The 18,451-nt window shown below is 47.1% G+C and carries 8 protein-coding genes; 1 reads left to right on the plus strand and 7 read right to left on the minus strand.

Annotated elements, in window-relative coordinates; translation table 11 throughout:
• Positions 1–10 precede the first annotated feature (10 nt).
• A complete protein-coding gene (dhbA, locus tag N480_RS10400; RefSeq protein WP_063372432.1) occupies positions 11–775 on the plus strand; it encodes a 2,3-dihydro-2,3-dihydroxybenzoate dehydrogenase in 765 nt (254 codons plus the stop codon).
• Between the two features lie 229 nt (positions 776–1,004).
• Here the strand turns inward: dhbA and N480_RS10405 are convergent, their stop codons facing one another.
• The 7 genes from N480_RS10405 to N480_RS10435 form a co-directional block, all read right to left on the minus strand.
• Positions 1,005–3,110 (minus strand): TonB-dependent siderophore receptor, encoded by a 2,106-nt coding sequence (locus N480_RS10405; protein ID WP_063372433.1) that lies wholly within the window; start codon positions 3,108–3,110, stop codon positions 1,005–1,007.
• Between the two features lie 203 nt (positions 3,111–3,313).
• Positions 3,314–3,589, minus strand: a complete 276-nt coding sequence (locus tag N480_RS10410; protein ID WP_063372434.1) for a hypothetical protein — start codon at positions 3,587–3,589, stop codon at positions 3,314–3,316.
• Positions 3,586–3,894: a hypothetical protein gene (locus N480_RS10415; RefSeq protein WP_063372435.1), complete on the minus strand. Its 309-nt coding sequence runs from the start codon at positions 3,892–3,894 to the stop codon at positions 3,586–3,588. Before N480_RS10415 ends, N480_RS10410 begins: the two co-directional genes overlap by 4 nt.
• The gene (locus N480_RS10420; RefSeq protein ID WP_063372436.1) at positions 3,894–5,408 is read right to left on the minus strand and encodes a PepSY-associated TM helix domain-containing protein; all 1,515 of its coding nucleotides are present in this window, start codon (positions 5,406–5,408) and stop codon (positions 3,894–3,896) included. The genes N480_RS10415 and N480_RS10420 overlap by 1 nt, the downstream gene beginning before the upstream one ends.
• Before the next feature lie 196 nt (positions 5,409–5,604).
• A complete protein-coding gene (locus tag N480_RS10425) occupies positions 5,605–9,408 on the minus strand; it encodes a non-ribosomal peptide synthetase (RefSeq protein ID WP_063372437.1) in 3,804 nt (1,267 codons plus the stop codon).
• On the minus strand, positions 9,405–14,996 hold the full coding sequence (locus N480_RS10430) for a non-ribosomal peptide synthetase (protein WP_063372438.1): 5,592 nt from the start codon (positions 14,994–14,996) through the stop codon (positions 9,405–9,407). The genes N480_RS10425 and N480_RS10430 overlap by 4 nt, the downstream gene beginning before the upstream one ends.
• Positions 14,997–15,064: 68 nt before the next feature.
• Complete coding sequence (locus tag N480_RS10435; protein ID WP_231102249.1) at positions 15,065–18,235, minus strand: amino acid adenylation domain-containing protein; 3,171 nt, start codon at positions 18,233–18,235, stop codon at positions 15,065–15,067.
• Between the last annotated feature and the right edge of the window lie 216 nt (positions 18,236–18,451).

The raw sequence follows: 18,451 nt of genomic DNA on the forward strand, positions 1-18,451 counted from the left end.
GGAATTTATAATGCAGTTTGAACAAACCTTACAGGAAGAGTACCGCGACAAGATTATCTGGGTCACCGGTGTAGGCCAAGGTATCGGCCTTGCAGTCGCAAAGCAGTTTGCTGCCCTCGGCGCCAAAGTCATAGGATTTGACCGTCAATTTACCGAAACCGATGCACTGCACAAGCAAGTGGTTTGTGACCTTTCACAGCCAAAGCAAGTAGAGCAATTACTTGCAGAGCTCATTGAACAACAACTTGCTCCATATAATTTAATTTACGTTGCTGGTGTGCTTGAGATGGGTGCACTCGAAGAATTAAGCCTGGCCCAATGGCAGCACTGTCACAATGTAAATGCAGCCAGCCTCTTCGCGTTTATTAAGTGCTGTGGCGCACATTTCAAACAGCAGCGCACGGGCAGTTTAGTGACCATCGGATCCAACGCTGCCGATACGCCACGTCAACAAATGGCCGCCTATTGCGCCTCTAAAGCCGCGGCAACGCAATTAACGTTGACCGCAGGCATTGAATGGGCCAATTACAACGTGCGTTGTAACGTGATTGCTCCGGGTTCAACCCTCACCCCAATGCAAACAGGTATGTGGCAGGACGACCAAGGCGCACAGCGTGTCATCAAAGGATTCGCTGAGCAATATAAACTTGGTATTCCTCTACAAAAAATCGCAACACCTGAAGAAATTGCCAACAGTGCTGTATTTTTGGCCTCTAACCTTTCTTCACATACCACCATGCAAGTGTTAACCATTGATGGTGGTGCAACATTTTAACCACCGATGGTGGTGTCCTACTTTGACCACACAACCCAAAGCCACCTCTCCTTAGCGGGTGGCTTTTATCTTCTCATACCATTTAGAAACGAACCTCAATACCTGACTGATGACCCCTAAATATGCAGAATTGAAGTGCCCACAAAAAAGCCCCACATGAGTGGGGCTTTGTGCTGCGAATATACACTGCTAAGCGCCTAGCATTAAACTAGGCACTTATATCGCGTATTTAGAACGAATATGTCAGCTGTAGCGAGTAATTGCGCGGGTCGCCAGGGCGAACCGTCAAGAACGCAATTTTAGCGTCATACTGTTTGTCCAGTAAGTTGTGAATATTGAACTTCGCACTCAATGCTTCACTGAATTCATAGTAGGCAGAGAAACCAAGTAGAGTATTCGAGCTCACATCAAAGTACTCTGTGCCACGGCCAAGGCCATTAAAGCCTTTTCGGTCGCCGGCATACGTGAGGTAACCACCAACGCGTAAGCCTTGTAACCCGCCTTCAAAGTCATAGAAAGAACTGAACTTGAAGACTTCTTTTGGTTGAATAATGATGGTTCTATCAATCAAAGCATTCGGGTTTGATACATCGATATCTGCATAAGATGCTGAAGCGAACCATTGATCCGTAATATGACCCGTTACCTCAACCTCATAACCTTTTGACTCAATGCCGCTCTGACCTACATAGTAAATCTCGCCAGAGTCATCTTGCGCAGCAACACGCACAGGGTAGTTGTCCTGACTGATATCAAAGTAAGCCACATCGACTGTGAAAGCATCGTCTTGTGTTGCATACCTAACACCGACTTCCTTATTTTTACCTACAGGAGAGTCAAGTAACTGGTTGTTTTTGTCATAGTGTGCTGGCTGATCAGAAATATCTGTGTAGCTCGCATAGACCATCGTTTGCTCATTGAAACGATACACACCACCGAAGTAGATGTTGGTGTCAGAGAAATCGCGTTTACTCGCAACATTACGAGACACACCTTCAGCTTTGATGTCTTTGTAGTTAGCACCAACCAAGAAATTCAAGCTGTCTGTGACATTTAAATTCAACGCCAAACGCAAGCTTTGTGACTCTAGCTGACTGTGTGTTAAAGCGCCATTGGCATAATCGAACGCAGGCTTTTCTGGTTTAGCTTGTGCTGGTTGCTGTGCGTGCTCGGCGAAGAAGTTACCACCAGCTCCGCCAACAGGACGATAGCTCCAATACTCTTCTTCAAACTCGGTGTCCGCATACGTAAAGTTTAGGTCATGATCACGACCGAATAGGCTAAATTGACCATTTAAGTTGAACTCAGTACGCTCTGAAGTGTAATCACGTCTGTTGTCGCGTAGATATAAGAAGTAATCGCCGTTGCGTTCTAAGTGGAAATCCAGATCGGTATATAGGTGATCATCTTGCATTTCTGATCTGTGTGTACGGGCAACCACATTCCATTTATCGTTGATCTGATAACGTACTTCACCCATTAAGTTTTCTTGATCTGTGCTCTGCGTCGCCCAATCTGGGTAAAAGTTCAGTTCAATACCTGAGGTGACACGCTCTCCGGTAATGAATCTGTACGGTAAGCCATTGGACATCGCATCTAAGTCATCACTTTGTTGACTAGCAAATACAGAAACTTGTAAATCATCACGTAAATCAGCAGTCAAAGTGCCATACATGACTTTACGTAATGAGCCTGAGCGCTCAACGAATGACTCAGCGTCATCATAAACAAGCACAGTACGTGCACGAACAGAACCATCAGCGGTTAGGGCAACGTTCACATCCGCGTCAACACGGCGTTTGTCCCAAGAACCATATTCTGCAGAAACGGATCCACCCGTTGTGTTGTAAGCACGTTTCTGTACAAGGTTAACAGTACCAGAAGGTTGCCCAATCTCTTGAAGCATACCGGTTGAACCACGGATCACTTCAACACTTTGGAATATGCTGGTATCCAATAAGTTACTATTTACTGGACTGCTACCAGCACCCATTCCATCGATAAGATAACGGTTAATTTCAAAACCACGTGAGTAAACAAAACGAGAGCGGTTAGCTAATGAGTTTTCAGCAAATACACCCGCACTGTGTGACAGTGCATCACCTACTGAGTTAATGTCGTGAAAAGACATAAATTCGCTATCAACAATCGAAATTGACTGAGGTGTATCGCCAATTGCCAGTGGCAGACCTGTAGCACCTACATCACGATGGTGTTTACCCACTACTTCGATGCGCTCTAGATCTAATTTCGCATCATCTGCGAATACTACTGAAGAACTACTTGCCAATAGTCCAATACATACCGCTTTTGCAATCGTAGAATATTGCTTCATACGTCGTTTGACTCCCTTATCCTAGTCGAAGTAAAAACTCTTAATTACTGAAGGGCAGACGATGCAATATTCAAAAAATTTAGCGCCGTGGTGGCATTTGTAGTTAAAAGCACCACAGCTTTAATTAAACTTAATAATTATCAGCACCTTAAGTGATGTAAAATATTTATGATTATATTAATAACAAAATAGATGGTGGCAATTTAGGCGAGTAAATTAATCCCAAATAACAAAACAAACAATCCACCCATAGGGACTAAATACTTGGCTGCCAGCAGCAATTGAGACTTGTAGTCACCTAGCATCGTAAAATGAAAAGCAACGCCTGCAATTATGACGATGCTAAATAGCTCTGAAATAGTCAGTACGCTATGAAAATCAAAACCAAATAAGTCGAGGCTCAACCAAATGCCACCCCTTACGAGCAACCAGCCAACCAGTAAGCCAAGTACCACGCCAAAGTTCAACACTCGCATCATAAAACCCCACCAAGTGCAGCGAGTGTCAGCAGCATCAGGACTGGTGCCGTCCCCCTGTGATGCCCCATCATAACAACGATTGGCAGACCGATACTCAGTGCAAATAACACTAAAAATAGTGCGGCGATCAACCCCATTTGCAGGTAGTAAACAATTGTCAGTACTATCACACTTGCTAAAAGTACTTGCTTCGCACTCACCAACGTAAACCCTCGATCAAACACGCGTACAGGTGCATACGGCCAATATTTAGATTGGCTGAATAACATAAAACCTAATAACACAAAGCAAAACCACGCAATCATTAGGCAGGCTCCAATTCAATACTGCGTTTTTTCACCTTATCAGTTACTCGTACCACCACCGTTGCCAAACCAAAACTCAAACCAGACAACGCAATAAATGCGATGTTCACTGTGATCATGTCCCTACCGACAAAACTATATAACTCATGGCCTGAAGCAAACCGGATTAAATCAATGAGTGGCAACAATAAGAATAAAACCCCCGCACCTTGCAGCACAGCATGGGCAGAATCCTTCGCTTGCGAAAAATACAGTGTCAGTGCCCCACAGCCGAGCAGGCTACAGATCACGATAACTTGATTTGTCAGCACCAGTAATGGTTCACCTTGACTAAACAAACGTGTACATACCAGCAGCAGCGCCACGGCAAATAAGGCGCCACATGTGCCTGCCTCTAAACAAAAACGCTGTAACTTAAATAGCGTTTGTCCAGCACGTTTTGGCTCTCGGATAGCTAACCAATACAGGTTTCCTATCAGCATCGCTGCAATGGCCATCATAGACAGTACGAAATAAAGTAAATGCGATGACTTACCTAACAAGTGCCCTTCATGCAACTGTACCATAATGTTATACACATCATTTAATGGCTTGCGCTGCGGCTCATACAATAAATTACCATGCACATCATAAAACGCGGTGACAAACTCAAAGCTGCGGTCCGACTCCCCACTCACTCTTAAACGAACCCAAGGCCTTGGATATATATCAAAGCGCGCGATACGCATCTCAGGGTAAGCTTGCTGATAATCAGAAATGACTTGATTAAGCCGCTCTGCGGTTAGCTTAGTATCCATATCATAGTTTTCTGGCTTGCGTGGAAAACCCAATTCATCCCAGTAGCTATCGCCACTCTTTTTTGCATACTCGTGATACACTGGCCCATTAATTTCGTAGCCAACGTTGAAGTATGCACTACTCCAGCCATACATCAGCATAAACAGCATTACGCCAAGCCCTAACAAGACATGACTGTCTTTAAACACATCGCGAGACTTGCCTTTGGCACGGTACTGGTGAAATTTTTTCAGCAGATCTTTCCAGCGGATCCATATCCCACTAATGGTGACCATAATCAAGAAGATACAAGCGAGTGCAATGATGTCCGTACCAATATGGGTGGTAAAATTAATGTGCCAAAAATACAAGAAGTCAGATACCGCTTGTTGCGCTGAGTCTTGTCCGAATAATTGTTGAGTTTGATTGTTGTAGAGCAGGCGATCGTCGTGGCCAACATAAATCTGAAACAAATGGTTGTGCTGCGGATCTGTCGTTAATGTAATACGTTTATCAACAAAGTCAGGGACTTTTTCGGTCAAGTCCGTCACCGCTGTTTGCCAAGACATTGCACGCTCTAACTGGCTATCTTGCTGCCAAGCAAACTGCCAATTCAGCAATTGACCGCGGAAAAAAAGTAAGCTGCCACAAACAAAAACGATGGTAAGAATACAGGCGCTAATAGCACCTAAAACAGAATGTTGCTTAGTTAATCGGGTCAGCGTTTTTTTGTCCATAAACTCCTTCCTGTTTACTCAACGGCCGCTTAGATAACGTGACATAATAGACCGCCAAAAATGCACCACTGAGATCGACGAAAGCAGTTTAGAAAAATTTAAGAAAATAAGATAAACAACGAAAAGTGGGGCGTTAGTTTCCCAACACCCCTTACATTTATGTTGCTAGGGCCTTTAATTTGGCCCAATCATTGACCTAGCCCGCTACAGCTTTGAACAATTGCACATGACTCACCACCTGCTGGTGGTTACAGGCTAACTGTTGCTCAGATAACTGCGCGCCATTTGCAGATAAATGACTGCTAAAAGACGCGATATCACTGGCTAGGCGCTCATTTGACCACCATAGCTGCGTCGTCAGTCCTGCTGGTAAGTTTGGCAACGTACAACCTTTTTCACGCTGTGCCTTAAGCCTTTCGCTCTTGGTAAACGTCGCAGCCAATTGAGCACTATCAATAGCGCTATAAGGCAGTGGTAACTGAACGCTTTCGGCTTGCCAAAACGCGGTTAACTGCGCTTTAAGCATATCTGCGTCAAGTTCAGCGCTTTCCAGCAACGGCTTGAAATGTGCATCAACGCGGTTTGACCAAGCTTCTTCACCGTTGTCTACCACCAATGTTAAGAACTCATGCACAGCGTCTAATTGCGTGGCAATCCTTGGCTGGACTGTCGGGATCCAGGGGTCTGCCAAATACAGATGCGTAACAGATTGACCAGCAGCTTCGAGTAATACCGCCACTTTTGCAGCCAAAAGTCCGCCCATAGAAAAGCCCAATAGCTCAATGCTTTCACCGCTAAACTGCGCGGTAATTTTTTCTGCATATTGCGTCGCAAGCTGATCAAAATCGGCCGCTTCAAGGTCCGCTTGACTCGGCACTAAGGCAAACAAGTTCACCTGCTCAGCCAGTTGCTCTGCCAACGCACGGTAACTCAAAGTGAGCCCCAGCCCATCATGGAAACAAATAACCTGACGGTTACCTACTTTATGCGCATTCAACGGTGTAATAGCCTGTGCATCGCGGCTCGTCAAAGCCTTTGCCAGTTGTGCCACACTGGGGGCTTGGAATAGAACACCTAAATCAAAATGTAATGGTGCCGCTTCTCGGTCTGCCCAGCGCTTCACCAATTTAATCGCTGAAATAGAATGCCCACCCAACTGGAAGAAAGAGACACTACGACTTACCTGCTCAAGCTCCAATACTTCAGCAAATAAGGCAGCCAAACGTACCTCTAACTCACCTTGCGGCGCTTCATAAGCTGCAACTTGTGTAGTAAACGAAGGCAAGGCTTTGCGGTCAACCTTGCCATTACCTAGGCGTGGCCACAGAGCAACCACCATGAATGCTGAAGGCACCATCGCCTCGGGCAGCTTGTGTGATAAGGCAACTTGCAGCGCTGCCGCCGCCTCGCTATCGAGTGCGCCCTCAGCAAACTGGTTAGCGACGATATACGCTTGTAGAGTGATCTGTCCATCGACTTTATCGGCAATCACCAAGCAATGTTCGATGCCCTCAACTTGCTCAATGCTATTTGCTACTTCGCCCAGTTCAATTCTAAAACCGCGCACTTTAACTTGGTCATCTTTACGACCCAAAATCATCACTGAATTGTCTGGCATATAACGCGCGAGATCGCCCGTTGCATAGATACGTCGCGCCAATTCATCATGCACCGAAAATGCCGGATGTTCCGGCTGCGCGAGATAACCTTCACTCAGCTGAGCACCGGCAATGTACAATTCACCCACTTCACCATAACTGCACAACTGCCCAGCTTGATTTAAGATGTAAGTTTGAGTACCCGTAAATACTTGGCTCAACTTAGCCACGCCACCATCACCTACCTGATAGCGGTGACACATTACACCGACAGTGGCTTCACTGGGTCCATAGTGATTATAAATCTCACTTTGAGGTGCCCACTGTTGTAATGAGCGTAAAAACGTATTTGGACACGCTTCACCGCCAAGAATTATCTTTTGCGGGAAGTAAGGCAATGCTTTTAGATCGCATAGCGCTTGCAAATGCGAGGGGACAATTTTGATACAGTCAATCTGGTGTCGCTGTAAAAAGGCCGTAAACGCGGCACTGTCCATGCTTTGTTGCTCATTAGCAATACATAGCTGCTTACCCAAATAAAGGGCATTAAACAAGCAGGTATAACCCAAGTCGGCGGCCACGGTTGCGGTTAAGGCAAAGTTTTGTTGCGCCGTTAAATTCAACGCTTCGCTCGACGCATGACAGTAAGCACTTAATTGCTGCTGACCAATACAAACGCCTTTTGGTGTGCCTGTAGAGCCCGAAGTAAAAATGGTATAAGCCAGACTGCTTGCTATCGATTCAAGTGCCGGTAACGTTGCATCACTACCTGATTTCAGTGTGTCTAACGTGACACCTAAGTCAGTCGATGCAGCAATCACCACTGCATTGTCAAATTGGGCTAACACTTTATCAATGCGCGCCTGCGGCCAGCTGGGATCTAAAGGCACAAAACCAAAGCCTGCACGCATGCTTGCCAGCATCGCAACGATTAAATCGGTGCTTCTTGGGAGCAGTAATAAAACGGGTTGTAAAGACGCCGGTTGTGCTGCTATCAAGCCTTTGGCTACTTCCTCGACTCGCTGCCAAAGTACTGCGTAGCTCAAAGACCCAACTTCGTCTGTCAGTGCGGTATGTGTGGGCTGATTTTGGGCAAACCCATACACACGCTGTACGACACTTTCCAATTGCTCACTCAGTTCTGTACCATTAATCGCTAACAACTGAGATTTATGAATATCACTTAGTATGCTGATATCAGCAGATTTGTCCTGAGTATTGCCTGTGGCAATAACACGGAGGACTTGTTCCAATTGCGCCAGTAAACTTGTCACTGCGGCAGCTGAGTAACTGCCTTGGATGTAATTTAAGGTCAGCACACCCTTTTGAGAAACCACGATATTTAAACCATGACCATGACCTGTATGCCAGTCAAACGGCAGCTCGTCGCGTGGTACAACGTAATCCGTGCTGGTCAATGCGGTTTGCAGTTGAGATTCGTTGGCACTCAGCGCATATTGGCGCAGGCTTTCGCACTGTTCATTTAAATCGCTCAACCATTTCTCTAGCGATTGCTCCGGCTGGTATTCAACGATTAAAGGTAATGTTTTTGCATAGCGGCCAATGGCGCCCTCAAACGCCTCGTCTTCCTGGCGAGGATCGTAGTGTAACGCTGTTAAAAAGCGTGGTGTGGTTGCTAAACGCGCCATCAACCACCACCAAGCGTATTGCGTAAGGTTTTGTACAGATACACCTAAAATCTCGGCGTAATGGTTCGCCCCTTGCCACACGTCCGCATTGACAGTGTGTTGTATTTGACTAACGCTGTATTCACCTTCACTAACAGCCCCCATATTATAAGGCAACTGCAATACCGAAGGCACATCACCACTCATGTAGTTTTGCCAAAAAGCTTGTCCCGCCAACCCTTCATCTTCACTCTGCATCTCTTGCTGCCAAGCAACAAAGTCTGGGAATTGAAGCGCTTCTTCATCATCTGGCTGGCCATTAATAATCGCAGCGATGAGCTCAAGCGAAGGTAAATCTACAGCACCCGCAAAGCCACGCAATGCGAGCAGGTTTTGCTCGCCCGTTTGCACGTATGTAAGCTGTAAGTTACAACCATTTTGCGGTGCCAAATCTACAGGTGACAATAATGCTAGTTGCGCCAGACTTGGGACACCCGATTGAGACCATTCAATGCCATCCACGGCAATTTTTGCACTTTCATTAGGCAGTGCACGCAGACCTTTAAAGCCAGCAACGGGTTGATAGTTTGATGCTAAGCTGATGTGAGATTGGACTAATTCGTCAGCATAGTGCTGGACACTTTGATGTGACGCTGAGCACGGCACCAGCAACTGTACAAGTGGTAGTGATGCGTTAATATCAGCAGTGAAACACTGCTGATTGGCCGTCAGTACAACCCCTTGCTGATATTCTTCAATGTATTCAGCGATCATGCTAAACACTCCTGACTGGCTTTCGCCTGCTCTGCATTCGCTGCAGATAATTGCGCTTGAGATACCATATCACCCATAGCCACTACAATTTTACGCGGCTCTTCATAGGGGTCACGGGCGTGAGCAGCCAGCATGTTGTCCAGCATCACCACATCGCCTTTTTGCCAGTCAAATCTCACCGCACAGCGCTCGTATGCTTCACCGATGATCGCCATTTCTTCATAGCTGATCGGCGTCCCATCACCAAAGAACACGTTACGTGGTAAATATTCGTGACCAACCATCTCTAGGAGATCATCACGTACACTCGCCTCTAAACAAGACTCATGATGCAGCTGCACTTGGTTAAAGAACGACTCCTCACCACTCAAGTGGTGCTTAATCACACCATGCGTTTTAGTGCGTGTTTGCAAGCCACCATTGTCCAGCCAACGGAACTCGGTGTTGCTTGCCGTCAGACGCGCTTCTACTTCAGCTTTGTCGTCGGTTTTATAAAAATCTTGCCAAGCCACATCTAGGTTTGGAATAAAGTTACGCACGTATAACAGCTCTTTTTCTTTGATTTTTGCAACGAGCTCTTCTGGCAACTCTTTGAGCATACGGCGGCAATCCACAATTGGCGTCGCGCCCCCTACCTTCGAAGGCAGTTCACAGAAGAACCATTGCTTGCGTGGCCATTTACCTAAATGCGAGCTTTCATTGTGATAAAGGATCATCTGGCGCTCTGGGTAAGGCGTCGATTTATAAGTTTTTTTACCACCTTCTTTTTTCGGTAAGTCGCCATATTGACCATAGAGGCCAGGTTGAATGGCATCAGCAAAAGATTCAAACTCTTGCGGCGACTGAAGCGCGAAATTTCTAAAAATGATCCCACCGTATTGTTGTAAATAACCGTCTATCACATCGCGGTTATTGCTTGCCCAATTTATTGGGTCAAGATCGGGGGACGTCGGCTCTACGAGAATTGGAAACTGCTCAGTCTCGGGTAAAAAGTATGTTTTTATCGGCGCAGCAGGTGCCTTTGCACGTTTTTTAAGACCTTTTTTTAATCCTGAAAATGAATTTCCTCGGGCTGCTTTTTGCATAGTTTTAAATTCCTGAATCATTGGCGAAATTACATTGCGAACAGGCTGTTCGCTCATCTCTATGAGTTGCAACACGCATTGCTGCCAACGCCCCAACCATTGCTGCATAATCTCTGGGTTATAAAGCTGTTTTCTAAACACCCACTGGCATTGCAACTCATCCGCCTCAATGACGAAGAGCGCGCTATCAAATTTACTGCTAATCGCACTTAAACTCTCCACAGGTTCTAGGCTAATTTCGGCCATTGGCCACTGTTGCTGTGGCGTGTTTTGCATCACAAATAATTGCTGCACCAAGGGCTGAATATTGTTCACGCGAGGTGTATCGACCAACTCAGTGAGAGACTCAAGCCCCAAGGCTTGATGGGCCATTACCTGCAGTGATAAATCTTGAGTTTGTTTAATAAAATCAAGAACTAAAGATTCGTCATCAAGCTTGCTTCGCTGCGGTAAAACCCGCACGAAGAAACCAATGAGCGCTTCAAGTGCTGGATTTTCACGACCTGCAAAGTCACTGCCCACAACCACATCTGGCTTGTCATTGATGGCATGCAAGAACAAAAAGTACCCAGATAACAACAGTGCATTGAGAGAAAGACGCTGCTCACTGGCAAATGCTTTTAAACGCTTGGTTTGATCTGCATCAAATGACCCCGTTACCAAACCGCCTTCATTACTTAATTGTGCTGGGCGGGGATAATGGTTTGGCAAGGCGCTATTTGCCGGGGCGGCCGCGAGATGGTCGCGCCAATAATCACGTAACAACTGACCGGCTTCTTGGCTTTGCATAGCCTGTTGCCAGTGCGCATAATCAACATAGTCAATCTCTAGTGGCTGCCAATTTGGTGACTGTTGGCCTGTCAGAGCCTGATAGGCCTTGCCTAAGTCGTCAATTAACACGCCCGTCGACCAACCATCCGATATGATGTGGTGCATACTGACAGACAACAGAAACTCACTCGCCGCGAGTTTCACCACCATGGCACGTAGTAGTGGCGCTGACGCTAAATTAAACGGCTGATTTTCGAATTCTGTTTGTAACTTTTGCGTGTGTTCATCCCGCTGCGTTTGCGCAAGGTGAGATAGGTCATGGCTGGCTAAGTTAAACTCGATGTCATCGGCGACGACCATGCTTGCTTCGCCTAAATGCTCTTCAAAACGCATACGCAGTGATGCATGACGAGCAACCACCAGAGAAAATGCCTGCTGTAACAAAGCGATATCCAAGTCACCGCGCAGTGTCACGGCACCTGAAATATTAAAGGCATGTTTATCTTGTTCTTGCACCATTTGATCAGACAACCACAAGCTCATCTGCGCTGGGGCAAGATCATAGCTAGGCTGTTTGTCTACTTTCTCAAGTACAGGGAATACATTGACAGGTGCTGAGGTTAACCGTGCCGATAAAGCCGCCACGGTAGGCGCGTCAAAAATATCTTTCACAGCGCAATTGAGCGTTAATGACTCACTAATGCGACTTGCCAATTGCAATGCAATGATTGAGTCGCCACCAAGGGCAAAAAAGTCATCTTCACGCCCTATCGGTGAATACTTCAGGACCGTTTGCCAGATGTCCGCTAATTGCTGCTCTTGTTCGTCAGCGGGTGCGACAAAGGCTTCACGATGACTGTCTTGTACCTTAGGTAGCGCATGACGGTCAATCTTACCAGAGTTATTCAGCGGCAATGCCTCGAGCACCACAATCACGCTGGGCACCATATAATTCGGAAGTACTTGCGTTAACTGGGTTTGCAGCGTGCTACTTGCAATATCACTGCCTGCCACATACGCGACCAAACGTGTGCCGGTTGGTAGTTCTTCAGCGATTACCACGGCCTCAGTGACATTCGATTGGTGATACAGCTGCGCCTCAATTTCACCCAACTCAATTCTAAAACCACGAATTTTCACTTGGTGATCGGTACGCCCAAGATACTCCAAGTGGCCTTGTACATTATATTTCACCAAATCTCCGGTGCGATACAGTCGGCTGCCGTTATCGCAAAAGGGATTTGCCACAAAGCGCTCAGCACTGAGTTCTGGACGATTTAAATAACCTCGCGCCAGGCCTGCTCCAGCGATGTATAGCTCGCCGGCCACCCCATTTGGTACAGGGTTGAGCGCATCATCCAAGACATAAAACTGGGTAGCGCGAACGGTTTCCCCGAGATGTATTTGACCATCAACCACACGCTGACAGGACGACCAGATCGTTGTTTCAGTCGGCCCATACATATTCCAAAGCGTCACATCATGGGCCAGCAGCGACTCGGCAAGCTCTGCTGGCAGCGCTTCGCCACCACACAATCCCAACACGGGACGCTGTATCAGGTTTTCAGCCAATAGTGCCCGCCAACCAGCTGGGGTTGCTTGAATTAAAGAAACCTCCGCCAATATCGATTCGTTTAAATCACTTTGCTGTTCTGCAACCAGCACCTGTGCGCCCACATAAAGTGGCAGATGTAATTCAAGGCCAGAGATATCAAATGACAACGAGGTCAGGGCCAGCACTTTATCACTCGATTGCAGAGTGAATTTATTTTGCATCGCGGCTAAAAAGTTACTGAGATTTTCATGGCTAATCGCCACCCCTTTTGGTTTGCCTGTGGAGCCTGAGGTATAAATCACATACGCCAATTGCGCCCCGTGAATATTCACAACAGGCGCAGACTCAGGTTGTGAATCTAGCGCAAGTGTCGCGGTATTAATCGCCACGACCTTGTCTGTCAACGCCACTTGCGTATTGTGCAGCACCAGCAAAGACGCGCTGTGCTCTAAAATATAGTCAATGCGTGACTGTGGTAACTTAGGATCAACCGGCACATACGTGCCCCCAGCACGCATTACCGCTAACATCGCCACTAGCATGTCAACGCCTCGGCTAAACATCAGTGCCACGGTTTGCTCTGCCTGTAACCCTTGCGAAATCAAGTAATGCGCTAACTGCGCACTGCGCTTATCCAAGTCTCCATAAGTCAGGGAGTGACCATGAGGCTCCATCACCGCACCTTGCTCGGCATGTGTGCTAAAACACTCGGCCAACTTGGTTAGATAATTCTGCGCGGGTGCCATTGGCTCAATGGGGGCGAGGGGTTGCTGTACAGCCAAGGAGACGTTACCCATTGCTTGTTCTGGTTGCGCTGCCAATTTCTCAGTCAACACTAAGAAACTCTCTAGAAGATGGGTTAGTACCTCTGCTTCATAGTGCTTGGGGTCGCCCTCAAACTGAATCAAAATCGAATCGGCTTGCTCGACCACTTCCAATGAAAGTGGAAACTTGGCCTCGAATTGATCCACAATGATCGGCGTCAACGGCAATGGCATCGGCCCATCGCTACTTGGTTGATACTCTGAGAAATTGTACATGGCTTGGAAGTGACTTTGCTCTCCCGTTTGCTGCCACCCCAACTCTCTTGCCAACCATTCGTAAGGCACCAATTGATGATCAATTACAGCCAAGGTGTGCTGCTGTACAGCGCGTGCTGCCTCTACTAATGAACGCGCCGGTAAAGCCTCATTTTTATACAACTGGGTGTTGACAAAAAAACCGACAATGTCACTAATGTCAGGGTGGTTTCTCGCCGCGGTTGGCACCCCTAATAAAAACTGCTGCGCATCGCTAAAGCGCGATAAAACAACTTGGTATAGCGCCATCGTCAACGATGATAGCGTCAAGCTGTATTGCTGGCACACGCCGCGCAAAGACTGCGTCATCTTAGTCGATAGCTGCGTTTTTGCCAAAATGGCATAGCGGCCATCATCCTCTTGTGTCGCCTTCGGTATATTGAGTTGCTGCGGCTCAAAATTGACGTAGTCACGCCAATAATCGCAGGCCTTTTGACCCATTTCGGCCTCAAGCGCATCTCGTTGCCATTGGGCATAATCGAGATATCGTAGCGCCGTTGGCGCAATATGTTCACCGAAGTAGGCGCGAGCAAGGTCACGCAAAATCAAATTTGCCGACCAGCCATCACTGGCGATGTGATGGTTGTCTAAAAGCAGGATCCCACCTTTATCAAATGCTAGCCAAGCGGCACGCATTAGTGGGGCATGAGATAAGTCAAAAGGCTGGGCAAACCAGTTTTTCACTACATCTGACGATAATGCCTCTACGGCTGACTCTACTTGCTGTGCCTCTGGTAGTGCCAATTCAATAAGTGGTACTTGCGCATGGTCGACGAGGTACTGAACTGGCGAATTGTCATCGCTAAAACGTGTCGCCAGTGCCTGATGGGTGTGGACTAATACATTTAAGGCCTGTTGTAGCTTGGCTAAATCCAACGCTGTCTCAATGTAGTAAGCACGGGGCACATTGTAGGAAATAGACTCTGGTGTCAGCTGTTGCTGCAACCATAATCGCTGCTGCTGAAATGATAGGTGGCCAAAGTTATCCGCATGACGAGGGATCTCGCTGTGTGTTTCTGGTTGCTCAGCAAATAGTTCACCAAGTAAGTCTAGGTCTAATTCATCGGCCAGTGCGTCAAGAATATCGTCGTTGTTCATGTGTATCTCTAAAAAAGGGAAAAGGGAGTCACAGACTCCCTAATGTAAAGATTGATTTGATTAAGCGATTAGCTGCTTAAACCCAACTTTTGTTGTAGTGCTTCGCGCTGCTCTGGCGAGAGCGTAGCCAGCTTTAATTGGGTCATGGCGATTTTTTCTAGCTTTTGCGCATCAGGGTGCTTAACACTCAATGCGGCCGCTAACTTCACGATGGTGGCGTTATCAAAAATAATGCCTGGATCAACATCCATTAACAGTTGCTTTTTAATCCGTGTTACCCATTTGATAGCGGCTAGAGAGTGGCCGCCTAGGTCGAAGAAGCTGGTATCACAGCTGACTTTTTCAACTTCTAAAATATCGGCCAGCGAGTCTGCTAACCATTTTTCTAGCTGTGAACTTGGCGCCACGTATGCCACGTTTTGCAGCTCATTTGCTTTAGGTAACTGAGTACGATCAACTTTGCCATTGGCCAACAGTGGCAGTTGCGTTAGCGCGATGAAAAATTGCGGCACCATGGCTTCAGGTAAATGGTCGCGCAGGTGCGTTTGCAAGTATTGATTCACGTCACCATCTAGTAGGCCAGATACCTGATTACCTTGATATTCAAACCCAGTTAAATAAGCCACTAATGCAGTTTGGCCACCAAGATTTTGCGCCATGACATAACATCCTACTGACTCAAGCGTACGGCTTACACTTGCAGCAACTTCATTGGGCTCAACCCTAAAGCCGCGAATTTGTACTTGGTCATCTTTTCGGCCTGACAAACTGATGGTGCCATCAGGCATATAACGTGCGACATCACCCGTTGGATATAATCTTGGTGCCCATTGGCTATCGCTGACAAACCCTTCGCTTTGTGCCTTACCTAAGTAGCCACGTGCCAGTTGCGTACCCGCAATGTGCAATTCACCTTGCTCACCAACCGCACACAACGCACCATGCTCATTAAGAATATAAATCGACGAGCCAGCAAAGACTTGGCTTAACTTTGCCACGGTACCTGCAAAGCTCGATAAATCATGATACTGATGAGACAGCACACCGACCGTCGCTTCGGTCGGTCCGTAATGGTTAAATACTTCCGTAGTTGGACTCAAGCGATGGATTTTTTGCAGTAATGTCGGTGCACTGGCTTCACCACCAAGGATCAGCTTGTTTGGTAGGACTTTTGGCTCACTCTCTAACAGCGCTTGCAGGTGTGAAGGCACAATCTTAACCACTTCTACGTGCTGCGCACTGACAAATTGGGCAAAAGCCTGACCTTCCATAACGGCCTGTTCAGGAGCAACCACCAAACTACCGCCATTGTAAAAGGCATTAAATAGACACGTGTTACCAATGTCAGCGGCAACCGTTGAAGTTAAACCATAACGCTGTTGGCCTAGGTGCATCGCTTCACTTGAGCCAAAGCAGTAATGTGCCAACTGGCTATGTTCGATCACCACTCCCTTTGGCGTGCCCGTAGAGCCCGATGTGAATAGAACATACGCCACTTGTTGCGCGTTAGGCAGCGCAATTGAGTCCGCGACAGTGAGTTGCTCTGCTGCAGCCAACAACTCAACTAAACCTATGCTATGCTCATCACTTTGTGCTGCAATGTGGCGGGTTGCACCAGCAGCTGCAATAATTTGTTGTTGGCGCGAGTGTGGCCATACAGGGTCCACTGGACAATATGCAGCACCAAGACGTTGAATCGCTAGAATCACCAAGACTTGCTCGAAGCTGCGTGGCAGCGCAACCGTAACGATATCGTTGCTAGCAACGCCCTGCGCTTGCAAAACATTAGCAATACGCAGTAAACGCGCATCCAAAGCGGCATAGTCTAAGCTTTGTTGGCCGTCTGTTAGGGCAAGTTGTGTTGGCTGAGTCGCAGCAAAGTGTGCAATTTTATCAAACAGTAACGGCACTTCCGTGGCAGCGCGGTTTAACCCCAAGTGACGCTGTTGCTCTTGCTCTGTGGCAAGCTGTAATTCACCCACTGGCGTATTTAGTTGACTACCCAGTTGCTGTAATAATTGCTGATATTGCGCTAACAAGGTTTGTGCCGCTGCGTCACTGTAGGCTTGGCTATCATAGCGTAGCGCCAGTTGTGCGCCCGTGTCTTTTAGTACACAAGTTAAATGTAATTCGCTGCTATCGTCCAAGCGTAATAATTGGCCATACGACTCGCCATGCCACACCTGCATAATACAGTTCGGCGACCAGTTTAATTCATACTTCTCAGTGCCCTGATAAGCTTCAGCCCATTCAAGGTGTTGTTCGCATTGAAAAGCAAACTGACTTAGCCACGCAGTCAATGTTTGCGCAGGATCCACTTCAATGGCAATCGGTAAATGTAACTGGTAAACGCCAAGCGCCCCTTCCAGTTCTTCACTCATTTGTCTAGGGTCGTAACCAAGTGCAGCGCTATAGCCCGCACTTTTACTAATACGCGCGAGTAATAACCACCACATCGCATGTAAAATCACTTCACTGTCTAGCTCAAGTTGCTCCGCCAAACCATCAATATTTTGCAGAACTGAATCACTCAGTGGCACCGCACAGCTTTGCTGCGTGCGCAAATCAGTGGCGGCAGGCGCCTTGTGATAAGGCAATTGAAAGTGGTTATCTAAAGGCTGTAATTTTGCGCTGAATTGCTGCCAATACGCCGCCCCTTGGGCCGCTTCTGGTGCCTCGTTGACTTCTTCAAGCCAAGCTAAAAAGTCCGGATATTGAATGGCTTCAACGTCGTCTTCCACACCGTTGAGTAATTGACCAATATATTCATAAACACTGGCAATATCTAACGCTAATGCATTGGCATGGATCAACAAATACGCCTGCTGCTGACAAACAAAATGGCTGAGTTGAATGTTTTGTCCATGTGCCGTATCCAGTGTAATAGGGATCAGCTTAGCTTGCTCTGTTGCCACTAAGTCTGCTTGGCTCGTAACCGCTTCACAGATTAGGCTATGTTGTGCACTTGGCACCTGACGCGTACTTCTGAAGCCTTCTACTTGTGTGAATGCAAACTGCAATATGAGCTGTTGCTGCGCAATGACCTCAGCACGCTGCGTCAGCTCAGCCACTGTTAGGCTGGGTTCGATTGGCACCAAAACACTGTGCACGGCAATGGCGGCATCATCTTGTTTTGATACATGTTGTTTTTGTTGAACACTCAGGCCAAGGCCCTGCGGATACGCATCGATATATTCTTGGATCATGCCAAATGTCTCTTGCAGTAAATTTAGAGCCATTTGGCACACGTGATTGCATCCAAATAGCCCATTATGAAAAACCAATAATGTGCATGTCCCTCAAGGTTTGGTGCCAATAACATGAACGCATAGGGCGTTCTAAAATGCATTAAATGAGGCTATTTTACCCACAACCTAGGGATGTGTCTTAATGACGAGCAAAGCCCTAGTTTTTTTAAGGAAAACCCGTAAGTTTCTGTGAGCGCCATGACCGAA

Origin of the sequence: Pseudoalteromonas luteoviolacea S2607 (assembly GCF_001625575.1) — a bacterium.
GTDB lineage: Bacteria > Pseudomonadota > Gammaproteobacteria > Enterobacterales > Alteromonadaceae > Pseudoalteromonas > Pseudoalteromonas luteoviolacea_E.

Coding starts and splice junctions, on each gene's coding strand:
- dhbA (WP_063372432.1), top strand. CDS start 11: ATGCAGTTTGAACAAACCTTACAGGAAGAGTACCGCGACAAGATTATC.
- N480_RS10405 (WP_063372433.1), bottom strand. CDS start 3,110: ATGAAGCAATATTCTACGATTGCAAAAGCGGTATGTATTGGACTATTG.
- N480_RS10410 (WP_063372434.1), bottom strand. CDS start 3,589: ATGATGCGAGTGTTGAACTTTGGCGTGGTACTTGGCTTACTGGTTGGC.
- N480_RS10415 (WP_063372435.1), bottom strand. CDS start 3,894: ATGATTGCGTGGTTTTGCTTTGTGTTATTAGGTTTTATGTTATTCAGC.
- N480_RS10420 (WP_063372436.1), bottom strand. CDS start 5,408: ATGGACAAAAAAACGCTGACCCGATTAACTAAGCAACATTCTGTTTTA.
- N480_RS10425 (WP_063372437.1), bottom strand. CDS start 9,408: ATGATCGCTGAATACATTGAAGAATATCAGCAAGGGGTTGTACTGACG.
- N480_RS10430 (WP_063372438.1), bottom strand. CDS start 14,996: ATGAACAACGACGATATTCTTGACGCACTGGCCGATGAATTAGACCTA.
- N480_RS10435 (WP_231102249.1), bottom strand. CDS start 18,235: ATGGCTCTAAATTTACTGCAAGAGACATTTGGCATGATCCAAGAATAT.